General features: G+C 70.3%; 15 protein-coding genes. 6 read left to right on the forward strand and 9 right to left on the reverse strand.

The features are described from left to right. Positions 1-130: 130 nt before the first annotated feature. From ACFOY2_RS13820 to ACFOY2_RS13855, 8 genes are all read right to left on the reverse strand, one after another. On the reverse strand, positions 131-1078 hold the full coding sequence (locus ACFOY2_RS13820; protein ID WP_379528378.1) for a Ppx/GppA phosphatase family protein: 948 nt from the start codon (positions 1076-1078) through the stop codon (positions 131-133). Next, on the reverse strand, positions 1069-1557 hold the full coding sequence (locus ACFOY2_RS13825) for a DUF501 domain-containing protein (protein WP_379528379.1): 489 nt from the start codon (positions 1555-1557) through the stop codon (positions 1069-1071). Before ACFOY2_RS13825 ends, ACFOY2_RS13820 begins: the two co-directional genes overlap by 10 nt. Continuing rightward, on the reverse strand, positions 1547-1963 hold the full coding sequence (locus tag ACFOY2_RS13830; protein WP_379528380.1) for an FtsB family cell division protein: 417 nt from the start codon (positions 1961-1963) through the stop codon (positions 1547-1549). Before ACFOY2_RS13830 ends, ACFOY2_RS13825 begins: the two co-directional genes overlap by 11 nt. A 199-nt stretch (positions 1964-2162) precedes the next feature. Beyond that, a complete protein-coding gene (eno, locus tag ACFOY2_RS13835; protein ID WP_379528381.1) occupies positions 2163-3440 on the reverse strand; it encodes a phosphopyruvate hydratase in 1278 nt (425 codons plus the stop codon). Positions 3441-3565: 125 nt separating this feature from the next. Beyond that, on the reverse strand, positions 3566-4504 hold the full coding sequence (locus ACFOY2_RS13840) for a MazG family protein (RefSeq protein ID WP_379528382.1): 939 nt from the start codon (positions 4502-4504) through the stop codon (positions 3566-3568). Between the two features lie 3 nt (positions 4505-4507). Then, positions 4508-5110 carry a hypothetical protein gene (locus ACFOY2_RS13845; protein WP_379528383.1) on the reverse strand — a complete coding sequence of 201 codons (603 nt, stop codon included), beginning with the start codon at positions 5108-5110 and terminating at the stop codon, positions 4508-4510. 29 nt (positions 5111-5139) lie between these two features. Continuing rightward, positions 5140-8628 carry a transcription-repair coupling factor gene (gene mfd, locus ACFOY2_RS13850; protein WP_379528384.1) on the reverse strand — a complete coding sequence of 1163 codons (3489 nt, stop codon included), beginning with the start codon at positions 8626-8628 and terminating at the stop codon, positions 5140-5142. A gap of 93 nt (positions 8629-8721) precedes the next feature. Then, positions 8722-9084 carry a signal peptidase I gene (locus ACFOY2_RS13855; protein WP_357824593.1) on the reverse strand — a complete coding sequence of 121 codons (363 nt, stop codon included), beginning with the start codon at positions 9082-9084 and terminating at the stop codon, positions 8722-8724. A 62-nt stretch (positions 9085-9146) separates the two neighbouring features. On the opposite strand from ACFOY2_RS13855, the gene ACFOY2_RS13860 reads away from it, so the two are divergent. The 3 genes from ACFOY2_RS13860 to ACFOY2_RS13870 all read left to right on the forward strand — a co-directional run bounded on the left by ACFOY2_RS13860 (position 9147) and on the right by ACFOY2_RS13870 (position 11996). After that, entirely contained in the window at positions 9147-9866 is a 720-nt protein-coding gene (locus tag ACFOY2_RS13860; protein ID WP_379528385.1) for a methyltransferase domain-containing protein, read from the forward strand. 70 nt (positions 9867-9936) lie between these two features. Next, positions 9937-11151, forward strand: a complete 1215-nt coding sequence (gene cysC, locus ACFOY2_RS13865) for an adenylyl-sulfate kinase (RefSeq protein ID WP_379528386.1) — start codon at positions 9937-9939, stop codon at positions 11149-11151. Continuing rightward, positions 11148-11996, forward strand: coding sequence for a sulfite exporter TauE/SafE family protein (locus ACFOY2_RS13870; RefSeq protein WP_379528387.1), 849 nt, complete (start codon positions 11148-11150; stop codon positions 11994-11996). The genes cysC and ACFOY2_RS13870 overlap by 4 nt, the downstream gene beginning before the upstream one ends. A 212-nt stretch (positions 11997-12208) precedes the next feature. On the opposite strand, the gene ACFOY2_RS13875 is transcribed toward ACFOY2_RS13870, so the two are convergent. Beyond that, a complete protein-coding gene (locus tag ACFOY2_RS13875) occupies positions 12209-13246 on the reverse strand; it encodes a glycoside hydrolase family 26 protein (protein WP_357824605.1) in 1038 nt (345 codons plus the stop codon). A 268-nt stretch (positions 13247-13514) separates the two neighbouring features. Here ACFOY2_RS13875 and ACFOY2_RS13880 point away from each other — a divergent pair, with 268 nt between their 5' ends. The 3 genes from ACFOY2_RS13880 to ACFOY2_RS13890 are packed head-to-tail and all read left to right on the forward strand — an operon-like array spanning position 13515 to position 16950. Beyond that, positions 13515-14795 (forward strand): Wzz/FepE/Etk N-terminal domain-containing protein, encoded by a 1281-nt coding sequence (locus ACFOY2_RS13880; protein WP_379528388.1) that lies wholly within the window; start codon positions 13515-13517, stop codon positions 14793-14795. Next, on the forward strand, positions 14792-16057 hold the full coding sequence (locus ACFOY2_RS13885) for a hypothetical protein (RefSeq protein WP_379528389.1): 1266 nt from the start codon (positions 14792-14794) through the stop codon (positions 16055-16057). The genes ACFOY2_RS13880 and ACFOY2_RS13885 overlap by 4 nt, the downstream gene beginning before the upstream one ends. Further along, positions 16054-16950 (forward strand): hypothetical protein, encoded by an 897-nt coding sequence (locus tag ACFOY2_RS13890; protein WP_379528390.1) that lies wholly within the window; start codon positions 16054-16056, stop codon positions 16948-16950. The genes ACFOY2_RS13885 and ACFOY2_RS13890 overlap by 4 nt, the downstream gene beginning before the upstream one ends. Positions 16951-16953 lie beyond the last annotated feature (3 nt).

Raw genomic sequence — 16953 nt, forward strand, 5'->3', positions numbered from 1 at the left:
AACGGTCGCCACGCCAGCACCTTCCGTGCACAGCGATATGGCAAAGCCCCCGTTTTGCCCCTTCACCTAATCACAATACTGAATGGACGCTCAACACGTTGGACAATCGGAAATGTCCGGATTTCTTCAGCTATCGAGCCAGAGACCACGCAATACCATCGAGGATGTCGTGTTCACTGACAATGACCTGCGAAAATGCGAAACGGCGGACAATCCGGTCAAGAATTAGGGCTCCGGCGCCAATCACGTCGACCCTTCCCGGGTGCATCACCGGGACCTCGGCACGCTCACCATGGGTCATCGAAAGCAGCCGCCGCGTCACCTCGTGCACCTGGCCGGCCGAAATCCTGGAGTGGTGAATCCGCGCCGAGTCGTAGGCCGGCAGGCCGAGCGCGATGCCCGCGACCGTCGTGACCGAGCCCGCCAGGCCCACGAGCGTGTGCGCCCGCTCGACGGGCACCTCGTCCGTGACCCGGTCGAGCGCCGCGTCGATGTCGGCCACCACGGCCTCCAGGGCGGGCGCCGACGGCGGGTCGCCCGCCTCACGCAGGTGCCGCTCGCTCAGCCGCACGCAGCCGATGTCCACCGACAGCGCCGTCTCGGCGTGCTCGGTGCCCACCACGAACTCCGTGGACCCGCCGCCGATGTCCACCACCAGATAAGGCGGCAGCGGCCCCTGCGGGACCTCCGTCTCGGGAGACAGCCGCAACAGGCCCTTGGTCGCCCCGACGAACGACAACTCGGCCTCCTCCGCCCCCGACACGACCTCCGGCTCCACACCGAAGATCTCGCGGACCCCGTCCACGAACTCCTGCCGGTTGGCCGCGTCCCTCGTCGCGCTCGTCGCCACCACGCGGGTCGCGACCGCGCCGTGACGCTCGATCAGCTCCCGGTAGGCGCGCATCGCCTTGAACGTGCGCTCCAGCGCGTCGGGGGCCAGCCTGCCGGTCCTGTCGACGCCCTGGCCCAGGCGGACGATCTCCATCCGCCGGTCGACGTCGTCGATCAGGTCGTCGCGTACGTCGGCGATGAGCAGGCGTACGGAATTGGTGCCGCAGTCGACGGCGGCTACACGCATGGTCCGTCACTCCACCAGTCGGGGAGCGCGTCCAGCGCCTCCCTGCCGAACGGATTGGCGCCGGGCGCCGCCAGCTCGTGCCCGACGAGCGCGTGCAGGCACTTGACCCGAAGCGGCATGCCGCCGGCGCTCTGCATGTCGGACGGGAGCGGCTCCACGCCCTGCTCCTTCGCGGCCTCGTCGCGCCTGGCCACGTAGTCCTCGTGAGCGGCCTGGTAGGCGGCGGCCAGCTCGGGCTCGGTGGCCAGCCTGGCCTGCATCTCACGCATCAGGCCAGAACCCTCCAGCGTGCCGATGGCCGAGGCCGCCTTGGGACAGGTCAGATAGTAGAGAGTCGGGAAGGGCGAGCCGTCGGGCAGCCGCGGCGCGGTCTCCACCACGTCGGGGTTGCCGCACGGGCAGCGGTGGGCCACCGCGCGCAGCCCTCTGGGCGCTCGCCCGAGCTGCCTGCCCACGACTTCCACGTCTTTACTGTCCAACGGTCTCCTTCCCGGTGACCGCCCTGCGCCCGGTGCCCTTGTCGGCGGCCTCCACGGACTCCCAGAGCGTCTGATACCACGGCGGAACCGCCGGCTGCTGCTTCACAGCCGTCTGCTCCTTGCCCTGCAGGGGCTCCATCACCACATAACACTTCTCGCCAGGGCCGCAATAATGCAGCCGCTCCTTGGCGGTCTTCTTGATCCAGTTGGGGTCGTTGCTCTGCCGGTCGCGTGCCAGCAGCGCCTGCCTCTCCGCCTCGACCCTGGCCATCTCGGCCCGGTTCTCCGAGATGCTGCGACGCAGGCTGATGTACTCGCGCACAGGGTAGGCCAGGCTCATCGCGATCGCGCACACCACGACGGCCAGAATGGCGGCCCGCCCGGTCAACTGCGGCCTCTTCGCCACCTACTGCACCTCCCTGTTTAATGGCCTCCACTCCGTGGAGGCGTGCTCGGTCGCCTCACGCCGCCGTCTTCCTCCCGCTCCGGTCGCTTCGCTCCCTCCGCTCCTCCCAGACGACGGCACTCCCTCGCAAAGTCAAAAGCCGGCCTCCCCAACGGCACTGCGGTTTTCTCGCCGCAGCACCGTGGGGACGTAGTCGAAACTAGCGGCGGAAGCGGGGGAATGCCGCGCGACCCGCGTAGCGGGCGGCGTCGTCGAGGAGTTCCTCGATGCGCAGCAACTGGTTGTACTTGGCCACCCGGTCGGAACGGGCCGGGGCGCCGGTCTTGATCTGGCCGCAGTTGACCGCCACCGCCAGGTCGGCGATCGTCGTGTCCTCGGTCTCTCCGGAACGGTGGCTCATCATGCACTTGTAGCCGTTGCGGTGAGCCAGGTCGACGGCGTCGAGGGTCTCCGACAGGGTGCCGATCTGGTTGACCTTGACCAGCAGGGCGTTGGCGGTGCCGTCCTTGATGCCGCGTTCGAGCCGCTCGGGGTTGGTGACGAACAGGTCGTCGCCGACGAGCTGCACCTTGTCGCCGAGCGCTTCGGTGATGGCCTTCCAGCCCTGCCAGTCCTCCTCGTCGAGCGGGTCCTCGATGGAGACGAGCGGGTAGTTGGCGACCAGGTCCGCGTAGAAGGCGATCAGCTCCTGCGCCGACAGGCCCTTGCCGTCGATCGTGTAGACGCCGTCCTTGTGGAACTCGGTGGCGGCCACGTCGAGCGCCAGCGCGACGTCCTGGCCCGGCACGTAGCCGGCCCGCTCGATGGCGACCAGGATCAGGTCGAGGGCGTCGCGGTTGGACGGCAGGTTGGGCGCGAAACCACCCTCGTCGCCCAGGCCCGTGGCGTAGCCCTTCTCCTTGAGCACGCTCTTGAGCGCGTGGTAGACCTCGGTGCCCATACGCACGGCCTCGCGGAACGTCTCCGCCCCGATCGGCGCGATCATGAACTCCTGGATGTCGACGTTGGTGTCGGCGTGGGCGCCGCCGTTGAGGATGTTCATCATCGGGACGGGCAGCACGTGGGCGTTGGGGCCGCCGACGTAGCGGAAGAGCGGCAGGTCGGCGGCGTCGGCGGCGGCCTTCGCGACGGCCAGCGAGACGCCCAGGATGGCGTTGGCGCCGAGCTTGGACTTGTTGGGCGTGCGGTCCAGATCGATCATGATCTGGTCAATGATGCGCTGGTCCTCGGCCTCGACCCCGTTGATCTCCTCGAAGATCTCGTCGGTCACGGCCAGGACGGCCCTCTCCACGCCCTTGCCGCCGTAACGCTTGCCGCCGTCGCGCAGCTCTACCGCCTCGAACTGGCCGGTGGACGCCCCGCTCGGCACGGCGGCACGCCCTGTGCTGCCGTCGTCGAGCACGACCTCGACCTCAACCGTGGGGTTGCCCCGGGAGTCGAGGATCTCGCGGGCGTATACGACCTCGATGGTAGCCACGGGATGAGCTCCTAAATCGAAAGGCAATATGCCATCAGAGCCTATCGGTACGGCAGGACGCCGGACCCGAGTGCCGGGGGTGTCAGCTCAATTCCCCGGCCCGTACCCGACCGCGCGGCCGATTGTCAGCTCGTTTCCCAGGCCCGCACCCGGTCGCGGTACGTGCGGGTGGCCGCGCGCAGCTCGGCTTCGGCGTCGAGACCGGCCTCGGCGGCCCGGCGGACCAGGTCGAACAGCTCCCGCGCCACCCCCTGCCCGATCGCGGCCGACAGCGACTCGGGCGCCCCCGCCCGTTCGGCCCTGCGCATGAGCTGGGCCGCCAGCGACAACGCCGGCTGCCCCATGGGCACGCCTTCGAGCACCGACTCGCGCCCCTTGGACGCCCGCTCGGCCGCCTTGATGGCCTCCCAGTTGTCGCTCACCTCGTCGGCGCTCTCCGCCCGCACCAAGCCGAACACGTGGGGATGGCGGCGCACCAGCTTCTCGACGATCCCGGCGGCGACGTCGTCCATGTCGAAGTCGTCGGCCACCCGCGCGTGGAAGACCACCTGCAGCAGCAGGTCGCCCAGTTCCTCGCGGAGCGCGGGGTAGTCGCCCTCCTCGATGGTCTCCAGCACCTCGTAGGCCTCTTCGAGCAGGTACGGGACCAGCGTCTCGTGCGTCTGCTTACGATCCCACGGGCATTCGACGCGCAGCCGGTCCATCGTCGCCACCAGGTCGAGCACCCGCGCGCCCGGCAGGTCGTAGGAGCCGGGCAGGACCTCGATCACGGGCGGCTCGTCGAGCGCCATGGCGGCGTGCCCGACGGCCCGCAGGAAGTCGGCGTCCTCGCCCTCGGAGGCCGAGGCCAGCCACACGACGGTCTCGGTGGCCGCCCGCGCCGCCAGCGCCGCCGGGTCGGGCTCGACGACCTCGACCGGGACGCCGGCCTCGGTCAGGTAGGGAAGCTGCGAGTGGGCGCCGGAGGCCGTGAGGACGGGCCCCGAGCGCAGCGCCTGCCAGGCCTGGTGACTCAGCAGGCCCGGCGCGACTCTGGGTGAGGTGGTGACGACGATCAGCGGCACGGGTCAGCCCTGCTGGGGCGCCTGCTGCGTGGTGGACTTGCCGAACCTGCCGGAGTCGATGAACATTCCGGGGTTCTCCTGCGTCGGCTGCGGGTTGAGCATGCCGAAGCGGGGGTTGTAGATCGTCTTGATCGCGGCGCGCTCCTGGATCAGCCGCTCCTGCCCGCCGTTCTGGCCGCCGAACTGCTGCTGCAGCTTGCCCAGGCCGACGAGCACGCGGCCGAACTCGCGCGCGTCCGTCGGCAGGACGCCCCTGGACAGCAGGTTGATCTCGGCCGACGGGGCCTGTCCAGGGTCCTTGATCGCGGCGTCGATCTCCGTCTGGCTCACCTGGACGTTGTGGCGCGTCAGGATCTGCTTGAAGGCGCTCACGTCGGTCATCCGCTGCAGCACGAAGTGGCTGGCCGGGATGCCTCCGAGCTGTGATTCGTCCAGATTGGCCCGCTTCAGCGCGGCCACGTAAGCCGCAGTCTCCGCGGTGAGTTGACTCGACGAGATGCGCTCATTCCCCACTACGGCCGCGGCCCCCGCTTGCATGGGAGAAGAGCAGGCGGTCAGCGCGATGGCCGCCGCGGCGGCGGCCACAGCCACTTGTATCGACTTCACATGCGTCCCTTTCGACCAGTAAACCGCCGTTAGCTTACCCGTGCGGGCTCAAGGAACATCGCCTCGACCAGGTCACCGCACCATTTGAGCAGGTCGAGGTCGCGTAGCGGCTGCCCGCCCAGCGGTTTGGTCTTGGGCACCGGCACCAGCAGCGTCTCGGCCGCCTGCTTGTAGATCGCCTTCTTGTAGAGCCGGTCGAGCCGCACCTGCTGCGACTCCTTCAGCCTGGCCGGCCCGAACTTGATGTTCTGTCCCTGCAGCGTGACGTCGGTGAGCCCGGCCGCGCGCGCCCTGATCCGGAACCTGGCGACCTCGAGCAGGTTGTCGACCTCCGCGGGCGGCTTGCCGTAGCGGTCGGTCAGCTCGTCACGCACCTCCGCGATGTGGTCCGGGGTGGCGATGGCGGCGATGCGCTTGTACGCCTCCAGCCGCAGCCGCTCGGAGGTGACGTAGTCGTGCGGGATGTGGGCGTTGATCGGCAGCTCGACCTTGACGTCCAGCTGCTCCTCCTCGACCTCGGCGCCCGACAGCTTGGCCTTCTGCTCCTTGACGGCGTCAGCCATGAGCCGCACGTACAGGTCGAACCCGACGCCTGCGATGAATCCCGACTGTTCTGCCCCGAGCACGTTGCCCGCGCCGCGGATCTCCAGGTCCTTCATGGCGACGTACATGCCCGCGCCCATCTCGGTGTGCTGCGAGATCGTGGCCAGCCGCTCGTGGGCGGTCTCGGTCAGCGGCTTCTCCGGCGGGTAGAGGAAGTAGGCGTAACCGCGTTCCCTGCCTCGTCCGACGCGCCCTCTGAGCTGGTGGAGCTGGGACAGGCCGTAGTTGTCCGCCCGGTCCACGATCAGGGTGTTGGCGTTGGGCACGTCGAGCCCGGACTCGACGATCGTGGTGGAGACGAGCAGGTCGTACTCGCGTTCCCAGAAGCCCACCATGATCTTTTCGAGCTGGTGCTCGTTCATCTGGCCATGCGCGACCGCGACGCGCGCCTCGGGGACCATCTCACGCAGCCGCGCGGCCACCCGGTTGATCGAGGCCACCCGGTTGTGGACGAAGAAGATCTGGCCGTCGCGCATGAGCTCGCGCCTGATCGCGGCGCCGATCTGCTTCTCCTCGTACGGCCCCACGAACGTGAGGATCGGGTGCCGCTCCTCGGGCGGCGTGAGGATCGTGGACATCTCCCTGATGCCCGTCAGGCCCATCTCCAGCGTGCGCGGGATCGGCGTGGCCGACATCGCCAGCACGTCGACCTGCGTGCGCAGGTGTTTCATGGCCTCCTTGTGCTCGACGCCGAAACGCTGCTCCTCGTCGATGATGATCAGCCCGAGGTCTTTGAACCTGACCTCGGGGCTGAGCAGCCGGTGGGTGCCGATGACCAGGTCGACCGCGCCCGTCCTGAGCCCGTCGAGGGTGCCCTTGACCTCGCCGTCGCTCTGGAAGCGGGAGATCGGCTTGAGCGTGACGGGGAAGCTGGAGAATCGCTCGGTGAACGTCGACATGTGCTGCTGCACCAGCAGCGTCGTCGGCACCAGCACGGCCACCTGCTTGCCGTCCTGGACCGCCTTGAACGCCGCCCGCACCGCGATCTCGGTCTTGCCGTAGCCGACGTCGCCGCAGATCAGCCGGTCCATCGGGACGCCGCGTTCCATGTCGCGCTTGACCTCGTCGATGGCTTCGAGCTGGTCGCCGGTCTCGGCGTACGGGAAGGCGTCCTCCATCTCCCGCTGCCACGGCGTGTCGGCCCCGAACGGGTGCCCCGGCGAGGCCATGCGGGCGGAGTAGAGCCTGATCAGCTCTCCGGCGATCTCCTTGACCGCCTTCTTCGCCTTGGACTTGGCCTTGGCCCAGTCGGCGCCGCCCATGCGGTTGAGCGTGGGCGCCTCGCCGCCGACGTAGCGGGTGACCTCGTCGAGCTGGTCGGTGGGGACGTAGAGGCGGTCGCCCTTGGCGTACTCGATGACCAGGTATTCGCGGGTGGCGCCCTGCACCGTGCGCTGGACCATCTCGACGTAGCGGCCCACGCCGTGCTGCTCGTGCACCACGTGGTCGCCGACCTTGAGCTGGAGCGGGTCGACCATGTTGCGCCGGCGCGAGGGCAGGCGGCGCATGTCTTTGGTGGAGGCCTTCTGGCCCACCAGGTCGAGGTGGGTGAGGACGGCGAGGCCGGGGGTGATGAAGCCGTGCTCGATCAGGCCGGTGCTGACGTGGACGACCTTCGCCTCAGGCGCTTTGTCCAGAAATTTCTGGAGACGGGCGGGCACGTCCACGCCCTTCAGCAGCTCCACCATGCGCTCGGCGGGCCCGTGCCCCTCGCTGAGCAGCACGACCGCCTTGTCCTCCGCCAGCCAGCCCTTGATGTCGGCCAGCGCCTTGGCCGTGTCGCCCCGGTAGGCCTCGCTGTCGTGGGCGGCGAGCTCCACCCCGCCGCCGAACGGCGCCATCGTCCACCAGGGCTGCCCCAGCACGTCGGCGTGCCCGCGGATCTCCTCCAGCGTGCGGAAGGCGGCCGCGCCGAGGTCGATGGGCGCCTCGCCGCCGGCCGCCGCGTTGATCCAGGAGGCCTCCAGGAACTCCTGCGAGGTGCGGACGAGTTCCTCGGCCCGCCCGCGGATCCGCTCGGGGTCGCACACGAACACCGCCGACCTGATCGGCAGGTGGTCCAGCAGCAGGTCCATCTCCCCGGCCAGCACGGGGGCGAACGCCTCCATGCCCTCGACGGACGTGCCCTCGGCGAGCTGGTCGAGCACCTCGGCCAGCGCCGGATGCTCCTCGGCCAGCTCGCGCGCCCTGGCCCTGACCTCGTCGGTCAGCAGCAGCTCTCGGCACGGCGGCGCGAACAGCCCGTCCTCGGCCGCCTCCAGCGAACGCTGGTCGGCCACCTTGAACCAGCGGATCTCCTCGACCGTGTCGCCCCAGAACTCCAGCCGCAGCGGATGCTCCTCGGTCGGCGGGAACACATCGAGCAGCCCGCCCCGCACGGCCACCTCGCCGCGCTTCTCCACCATGTCGACCCGGTGGTAACCGTTGGTGACCAGCAGATCGACGACCGCGTCGAGGTCGGCGTCGTCGCCGGCCCGCAGCCGGATGGGCTCCAGGTCGCCCAGGCCCTTCACGATCGGCTGCAGCAGCGCCCTGACCGGGGCCACGATCACGCCGATCGGCCCGGCCGCGGCGTCGCCCTTGACCGGGTGCGCCAGCCTGCGCAGCACGGCCAGCCGCTGGCCCACGGTGTCACTGCGGGGCGAGAGCCGCTCGTGCGGCAGCGTCTCCCACGCGGGGAACACCGCCACGGCGTTCGGCTCCATGAGGCTGGTCAGCGCGGCGGCCAGGTCTTCCGCCTCGCGCCCCGTCGCGGTCACGGCGAGCACGGTGCGCTGGTCGTGACCGGCCAGGGCGGCCACGCCGAACGGCCGCAGCGCGGACGGCGCGATCAGCGACACGTCGCCGCCCTCTTCGAGAGCGGCGGTCAGCTTCGGGTCGGCGCGAACAAGGTCAAGTAGCCCGGAAAGACTCATCAGATACGCCCATAGCCCCACGACGGCAACACGATTACCCCCGGCCGTTTCAGGTCGCGGGGGTCTGGGGTCCAGCCTACTCGCCGCGCGGGCTCAACCAACTCGGTAACCAGGCACCGAGGGCCAGCGGACGGTGAGCACCGTCGACGCCTCCTCCGCCCGCCACGAATGGTCGACCCCCCGGCCCCAGACGACGTAGTCGCCCGGCTCGGACAGCAACACGCTGCGGCCGGGCAGCTCGACCCGGAACCGGCCGCTGATCAGCACGAGCAGGGCCGTACGCACCTCGCCCGTGGCCCATCGCGCCCGCTCGTCGCCCGGCGCGTGCACGCCCCACTTGATCTCGACGTCCTCGCTGTGCCGCGGATCGCCGGGAGGTTTGAAATGACCGAGGAGCCAGCCGCTGTCGAGAGCACCGTCGGCGTGCGCGTTGCCGACATACACCTGATCGCTCACGTGCCAGGACGCTAGCAGGGAAATCCCTTACTGAAACGGCTCAGCTGATTACTGTAGGTCACATGTCTGAGGTGCGATCGGTCGCCCAGCGAGGCGACCTCTTCGGTCAACGGATCCGCGAGCACTGCGCGGTGCAGTTGGGCGGCCGTCTCGACGTGCTGGTCGCCGGCTGCGCGCACGACGAGCCGCTGGTCCTTGAGCACGTCGAGACCAGGCTCAGCGGGGCCGACGAAGACCATCCCGCGATCAGGAGAGTGCTGGAGGAGCGGGCCGACCTGGTCTCGTGGTCGCTCGGCGACCTGCGCTGCGTGCCGCTGCCGCCCAGGGCCTATGACGTGATCCAGCTCTCGTTCCTGCTGGAGCGGGTCAGGCACGCGGAGCTGGTCTTCGACCGGCTGCTGCAGTCGCTGCGCCCGGGTGGCCTGGTGCTGCTGCGCATGCGCGACCGCAGGTCGGCGTACGGGCTGCTCGACCGGATCACTCCGTCCTGGCTGCGCCGCCCGCTGTGGCGCTGGCTGGTCACCGCGGGCACGCCCGGCCCGCTGCCCGCCGTGTACGAGCCCCTGGCCTCCAGCGACGGCATGCACGCGTTCTGTCTCAGCCGCGGCCTCATGATCACCGACGACGCGCGCAACACCAGCGGCCCCGCCCGAGCCCGCGGGCTCGGAGCCGCGGCGGTCGCGGCGATGGCCAGGCTGACCCGCGGCCGTTACCCCTCCTCCCACGACGAGATCACCATGGTGATCAGGAAGCCCCAGCACCACTTCGCCCGGATCCTCTAGTGGCACACTGTCATCTGCCGGTAGACTCCTTTCCTACCAATTCAATCGGAATAGTTGGGATGTAGGAAACGTGGAGTGGACCCCCGGACCGCGCGAACTGGCCGACCTCGAGCTGCTGCTCTCCGGCGCGTTCGAGCCGCTGACCGGGTTCCTCGGCCACGACGACCTGCACAGCGTGCACGAGCGCGGCGCCCTCGCCGACGGCACCCCGTGGCCCGCGCCCGTCACGCTCCACCTGCCCGCCGACGTCTCCCCAGGCGACGAGGTGCGGCTGCTCGACCCCGAGGGCCTGCCGCTGGCCGTGCTCACGGTGAGCGCCCACGAGCCCGACGGGCTGACCGGGGGGCCGATCAAGGGGCTGGCCGCGCCGGAGCACGGGCCGTTCGCGCGCCTGCGGCGTACCCCGTCGCAGGTGAAGGCCGAACTCGGCGACCGGCCCTCGCTCGCCGTCACCATGCGGGGGCCGCTCGACGACCTGTCCGAGATCACCGCCACTGCCAAGGAGCTCGGCGCGGTGATCGTGCTGCTCCCCCTCTCGCACGGCGAGGCGGGCCCCGCGGTCGTCCGCGCCGCGCTGCGCGCCAAGGAACAACTCCCCGGCGACACGCTCGTCGTCCCCGTGCCGCTGGCCCCGCGCGAGGAGTCCGAGATCGACCTGGAGCTGCGCGAGCACGTCGCGGCCGCCTACGGCGCCACCGAGCACCTGGCCGGCCCCGACCCCGTGCGCATCCCGGGCCCGCCGCACCGGCGCGGCCTGGTGGTCTTCTTCACCGGCCTGTCCGGCTCGGGCAAGTCCACGATCGCCCGCGGCCTGCGCGACACGCTGCTGGAGCTCGGCACCCGCACCGTGACCTACCTCGACGGCGACGTGGTACGCCACCTGCTGTCCAAGGGACTGACGTTCTCCAAGACCGACCGCGACCTGAACATCCGCCGCATCGGCTTCGTCGCCGCCGAGACCGCCCGCCACGGCGGCCTGGCCATCTGCGCGCCCATCGCCCCCTACGCGGCCACGCGCGAGGAGGTGCGCGAGATGGTCGAATCGGTCGGCGCCGACTTCCTGCTCGTGCACGTCGCCACGCCGCTGGAGGAGTGCGAGCGGCGCGACCGCAAGGGCCTGTACGCCAAGGCCCGCGCGGGCCTCATCCCCGAGTTCACCGGCATCTCCGACCCCTACGAGGAGCCGGACGACGCCGACCTCGTCATCGACACCACGCACATCTCGATCGAGGCGGCCGTCTCCCAGGTCCTGGGGACGCTGCGGAGCGGAGGCTGGGTCCGTTGATCGACCTTCCCCTGATCGGCGGGTCGTTCCTGGTCGCGATCATCGTCGGGCTGACCGGCATGGGCGGCGGCGCGCTCATGACACCGATGATGATGCTGTTCTTCAACGTCCCGCCGCTGGCGGCGGTCTCCAGCGACCTGGTCGCCTCGGCGGTGATGAAGCCGGTCGGCAGCGCGGTGCACCTGCGGCACGGCACGGTCAACCTGCGCCTGGTCGCCTGGCTGTGCGCGGGCTCGGTGCCGTCGGCGTTCTGCGGGGTGTTCCTGGCGCGGGCGTTCGCGGTCACCGACGCCGTCAAGTACGCCTTGGGCGTGGCGCTCCTGCTGGCCGTGGCGGGGATGGCGCTGAAGAGCTGGCTCGGCGGCAGGGGCGGGACGTCGAGCGCGCACGAGATCGTCGTACGCCCAATTCCGACCCTACTGGTCGGTACGATAGGCGGCTTGGTCGTCGGCGTCTCGTCGGTCGGATCAGGATCCCTGATCATCGTGGCCCTACTCGTCCTCTACCCGGCACTCAAGGCCAACCAGCTCGTAGGCACCGACCTGGTGCAAGCCGTACCCCTGGTCGCCGCGGCCGCCCTCGGACACCTGCTGTTCGGCGACTTCCAACTCGACCTCACGCTGTCGCTCCTCATCGGCTCAATCCCCGGCGTCTACCTGGGGGCCAGAATCTCGTCGCGGGCCCCTGGCGGACTCATCCGCGCCCTGCTGGCCATCGTCCTGCTCGCCTCCGCCCTCAAACTGCTCGACGTGAACAACACCCTCACCATCTGCGCCCTAGCCGCCGCCACCCTGACCACCCTCATCGGCTGGCGCCTCCGCCGCCGCGAGGAAGTAACGGCGTAAACCCCCTTTAAGGCAGTAGTGCCGTCCTCTGGGAAGGCAGGCCCACGGAAGCCGGGCAACTTGGGCTCGCGTTACGGCGAGGTGGCGGTGAAGGGTCAGAGGCCGTTTCCTGGAGGGCCATCAGCCGGAGTACGGTGGGTGGCCGACCACGGCAGCGCGTACAGGATGGAAGAACCCTCAGCCACAACCGCGCGCAGGATGGAAGAACACCATCAGGGCCGGGGAACACGGGTAGCGCGAAAGTACGGGTCGCGGGCGAGGTCGGTGAAGGCGCGGTCGGCGCCGAGGCCGTTGTCGAAGCTGGTGTCGCCGCGTGGCGCCCGCGGCGAGTCGAAGTAGATCAGGGCCTTGATCTGCGGATAGCTCTTGATCTGCCGCCGCACCGATTCGAAGAACGCCCGTCTGAACGACCGGTCGCCCGACCGCCCGAACACCCCCCACTCCGCCACCATGACCGGTTTGCCAGGAAAGCGCCCCTGCATCCACCGGTAGAACCCGGGCCAGTCCGGATACTCCTTGCGGGTCTTGTTCACCAGCCCGTCGAAGTCGTCGACCCGCCCGTCGGCGTAGGGATCCATGCCCACCCAGTCGACCACGTCGTCGCCGGGGTAGAGGTCCTCGAACCACGGCTTGGCCGCCCAGTTCGGCGCCCCCATGTACGTCATGACCATGACGGCGTTCTTCACCCCCTCCCCCCGCAGCTTGAGCACGATGTGCCGGAACATGGCCGCGTAGTCGGAGGCTTCCATGCCCGACCCCGACGAGGCGTCCACGTCGTTCTCCGGCTCGTGGTGGATGGTGAGGAAGAACCGTTCGGGGAAGGTGCTCCTGAGATAGCCGGCCAGCCGGTGGATCCTGGCGTCGAGGGCCCCGCGGGCGATCTCGGCCCAGGTGTGGTCGAACGACGGCTTCCAGTTGATCATGAGCAGCCGCGGCCTGGCCGGGTCGCGGGCCAGCGCGATCTCCGCGTCGGTGGGGAAGAGTTCGCTGCCCCGGTGGTACACGTGCACCACGTCGGCGGCGGCGCCCATGCGCGACTCCGCCCCGCGCAGCGCGTGGTCCACCGGGACGCCGGTGAAGACCTCGGGGGCGATGCCCCACCAAGCGCCGCACGACGGGATGAGCCTGGAGGTGGCCGTGCAGGCCGGCGAGCCCGCAGGAACCGGCGCCTGGGCCGCCGTCACCCGGCCCCGGGAGCCCTCGGCGCTGCCGCAGGCGACAAGCGCCGCGACCGCGATCAGAATGAGCACGCCATTCGTCGCGGTTTGCGAAATTCCCCGTAGCTGCAAAGCCTTTCAACCCCCTCGGAGAACGACCCCCGCATCTTCACCCTGAACCTTGCCATGCCATTGCCGGAAGTTCAGCCAGAGTGCGAGTCTCCGCACTTCACAGTAGGCAAGCAGCTCAGTGAATTTTCCGGATATTTCCTTTTATTAAGGGGCTTCCCGTCTGCCTTTCTGGGAGAAAATCTTGGTTATTCAGCCTGGGTGTTGACCGTCCGTCCTATAGTGGGCGCTCATGAGCTCCGGCACCGACCTGGACGAGCATCTCTCCCTGCTGCGCCGGCGCTGGCTGCTCCTCGTGGGCTGCGTCGTGTTCGGCGGCACGGCGGGGCTGGCGTTGATGCGCCTCACGCCGCCCACCTACACCGCGACCACCCAGGTGCTCGTCCTGCCGGTCGGCCCGCAGGAGCCGGGCAACCAGGTGACCGCCCGCCAGCGCGAGCCGCTCAACCTCGACACCGAGGCCCAGATCGCGCAGTCCGACGTGGTCGCGGCGCGGGCGGCCAGAGCCCTGGGCGCGGCCGTCCCCGGTCCCTCCGAGGTGTCCGTGCCGCCCAACTCGGCGGTGTTGTGGATCTCGGCGACGGCCCCCGATCCCGCCACCGCGGCCGCCCGCTCCCGCGCGTACGCCGACGCCTATCTGCGCAACCGCCGCGAGAGCGCCCTGTCCGCGCTGACTGACCAGCAGCAGGCGGTGCTGGGCAAACTCAGGCAGGTCAACGCGAGCCTCGACGCCCTGATCAAGCAGCTCGCCACGCTGCCCAGGGGCGGCCCCGAGCACGCGATCGCCACCCAGCGGCAGAGCGTGCTCAACCGGCAGGCCGCCAGCCTCACCCTCAAGTACGACGCGCTGCGCACGGTCGCGGTGACCCCCGGCACGATCATCAGCCAGGCCACGCCTCCGTCCGCGCCCAGCTCACCGAGCCTGCCGCTCCACCTGGGCACCGGGCTGATGGCCGGGCTGCTCGCCGGTTCTGCCGCCGCCTACGCCCGTGACAGGTTCGACACGCGCCTGCGGACGGCCGCCGACGTCGAACGGCTGACGGGCCTGTCCGTCCTGACCGACCTGTCGAGCCCGCGCGAGCCCGGCGTGCTGCACGACCTGGCCTCCTCCGTGGTCGCCGCGTGTCCGGGCAAGCGGCTGCTGGTCAAGTCGCTGCCCGCCGACCTCTACTCCTCGTCGCCGGCGGAGCCGCTCGCGGTCAGCGCGCCGCTGACGGTGCTCGACGGCTCCGAGGTGCGCGATCTGGCCAGAGCCGACGCGGCGCTGCTGCTGGTGGGGCTCGGCAAGGTCACCGCGCAGCAGGTCGCGGCCACCGTCCGCCATCTGGGCCGGCACGAGGTGCCGATCATCGGCGTGGTGACGGCCACCGACGCGGTGCCGTCGTTCGTGCCGCTGCTGGAGCCCCGCGCACACCACCCGCTCGGCAAGCTCGTCGCGACCGGCGAGCTGGAGACGCGCGAGACCACGCCGATGCAGGCGCTCCACCACCCCCGGCCGGGCAAGCCGACGTGAGAGGGCCCGCCTGGCCCATCGGGGCGCTGCTCGTGGGCTATCCGGTCTGGTGGGCGCTCGGGTTCGGCGGCCTGGCGGTGATCGTGCTCGCGGTTCCGATGGGGGTGCTGCTGTGGCGGCGCAGGCCGATCAGGGTGCCGCGCGGGTTCGGCCTGTGGGTGCTGCTGCTGGCGGGCTACCTGGTCAGCGCGCTGATGCTGGCGGAGTCGCCGCCCGGCACGTACGGCGAGCTCGGGCCCGGCCGGATCGTCGGCTACGTGATGCGGCTGGCGCTCTACGCGGCCGTCCTGGTCATGGTGCTCTACCTGGGCAACCTGACAGAACAGGAGCTGCCGCAACTGCGTCTGGTGCGGATGCTCGGCGTGCTGTTCGTCACCACGGTCGCCGGCGGGCTGCTCGGCGTGTTCTTCCCCGCCTTCGCCTTCACCTCGCCGCTGGAGCTGGTGCTGCCCGACTGGATCAGCGGCAACTCCTTCGTCCAGAACCTCATCCACCCCACCGCCGCCCAGACGCAGAAGGTGCTCGGCTACCCCATGCCCCGGCCGGAAGCGCCGTTCGAGTGGGCCAACGCCTGGGGCAACAACGTTTCCGTGCTGCTGGTGTGGTTCGTGGTCGGCTGGTGGGTGTACGGCGGGAGGCGGCACAAGGTGTTCGTGGCCGTCATGGTCGCGCTGGCGGCGGTCCCCATCGTGTACTCGCTCAACCGGGGGCTGTGGATCGGCCTGGGGCTGGCGCTCGCGTACCTGATCGTGCGGGTGGGCGGGCGCACGAGGGCCGTGCTGTGCGGCGTGACGGCGGTGGCGGCGCTGGCGTTCGCGATCAGCCCGCTCGCGCCGCTGGTCGCCCAGCGCCTGGACAAACCACACTCCAACGACATCAGGGCCTTCACCGTGAGCGCCACGATCGCCGCCGCGGGGCACTCGCCGGTCATCGGGTACGGCAACACCCGCAACGCGATGGGCAACCACCGCACGATCACCACGGGCAAGACCCAGTGGTGCCAGGGGTGCGGCCATCCGCCGCTGGGCAGCGACGGGCAACTCTGGCTGCTGATCATCACGCAGGGGTTCACCGGGGCGGCGCTCTACGTGGCCTTCTTCGCCGGGGCGATCCGCCGCCACTGGCGCGACCGCAGCCCGATCGGGCTGGCCGGGGTGCTCGTGATGGGGCTCGTGCTGCTCTACATGTTCGTCTACGACGGCCTGGTCACGCCGCTCAGTCTCTACCTCATCTCGTACGCCCTCCTGTGGAGAAACTCATGAACGACGCCTCCGTCCGGCTCGGCTACCTGGCGGAGACCGTGCGGCTGCTGTATCCGGGCCCCGGCTCGCCACGGGCCTACACCGTGCTGCCCCACCCCGTCGTGCCCCGCCGGCTGGCGCCGCGGCGCTGGTGGCATGTGGGGTCGCCGGTCGTGGTGCCCGACGAGGGGTCCATCGCGGCGCATCTGAGCGAGGTCTTCCGGCGGCCGGTCGAGACCGTGCTGCACGTCCGTCCCGCGTTGCGGGCCAACCGCAAGCCCGTGCTGGAGGTCAGGTCGCAAGGGCGGCGGCTGGCGTTCGTGAAGATCGGCGACAGCGCGCGGACGCGCGCGCTGATCAACGCCGAGTCGGCGGCGCTACGCCGGCTGGCCGGGCTGTCGCTCGGCACGGTCTGCGCGCCCTCCGTGCTGCACCACGGCGACTGGCGCGGGCTGTCGGTGCTGGCGCTGTCGCCGCTGCCCGTGCGGCGCGGCCGGGTGCCGCCGCCGCTGCTGCGCGAGGCGATCAAGGAGATCGCGGGCACGGGCGGGGCGCGGGCCGCCTGGCACGGGGACTTCGCGCCGTGGAACATGTGCCTGTCCTCAGACGGACGGGTGCTCGTGTGGGACTGGGAGCGGTACGAGGTCGGCGTGCCCTACGGCTTCGACGCGGTGCACCACTTCTTCCAGCGGGCGCTGCGCAGGATGTCCCCGCCGGTGGCGGCGCGGGCGTGCGTGGCGCGGGCCGTGCGCGAGCTCGCCCCTCTGGGCGTGTCGGGGACGGCCGCCAGGCAGACCGCCCTGCGGTACCTCATCGCGCTGGCCGACAGGCACGCCGCCGACGGCCACACGCCGCTCGGGCCGCCGGAGTCCTGGCTGAACCCGGTCGTCGACCACGAGGAGCTGATCACGTGAGGA

Origin of the sequence: Nonomuraea purpurea (assembly GCF_042650645.1) — a bacterium.
In the GTDB taxonomy this organism is placed as follows: domain Bacteria; phylum Actinomycetota; class Actinomycetes; order Streptosporangiales; family Streptosporangiaceae; genus Nonomuraea; species Nonomuraea purpurea.

What these genes read in the sequence shown, in the direction of transcription:
- ACFOY2_RS13820 (WP_379528378.1), bottom strand. Translation starts at nt 1,078, where the DNA reads ATGCGTGTAGCCGCCGTCGACTGCGGCACCAATTCCGTACGCCTGCTC.
- mfd (WP_379528384.1), bottom strand. Translation starts at nt 8,628, where the DNA reads ATGAGTCTTTCCGGGCTACTTGACCTTGTTCGCGCCGACCCGAAGCTG.
- ACFOY2_RS13860 (WP_379528385.1), top strand. Translation starts at nt 9,147, where the DNA reads ATGTCTGAGGTGCGATCGGTCGCCCAGCGAGGCGACCTCTTCGGTCAA.
- ACFOY2_RS13880 (WP_379528388.1), top strand. Translation starts at nt 13,515, where the DNA reads ATGAGCTCCGGCACCGACCTGGACGAGCATCTCTCCCTGCTGCGCCGG.
- ACFOY2_RS13890 (WP_379528390.1), top strand. Translation starts at nt 16,054, where the DNA reads ATGAACGACGCCTCCGTCCGGCTCGGCTACCTGGCGGAGACCGTGCGG.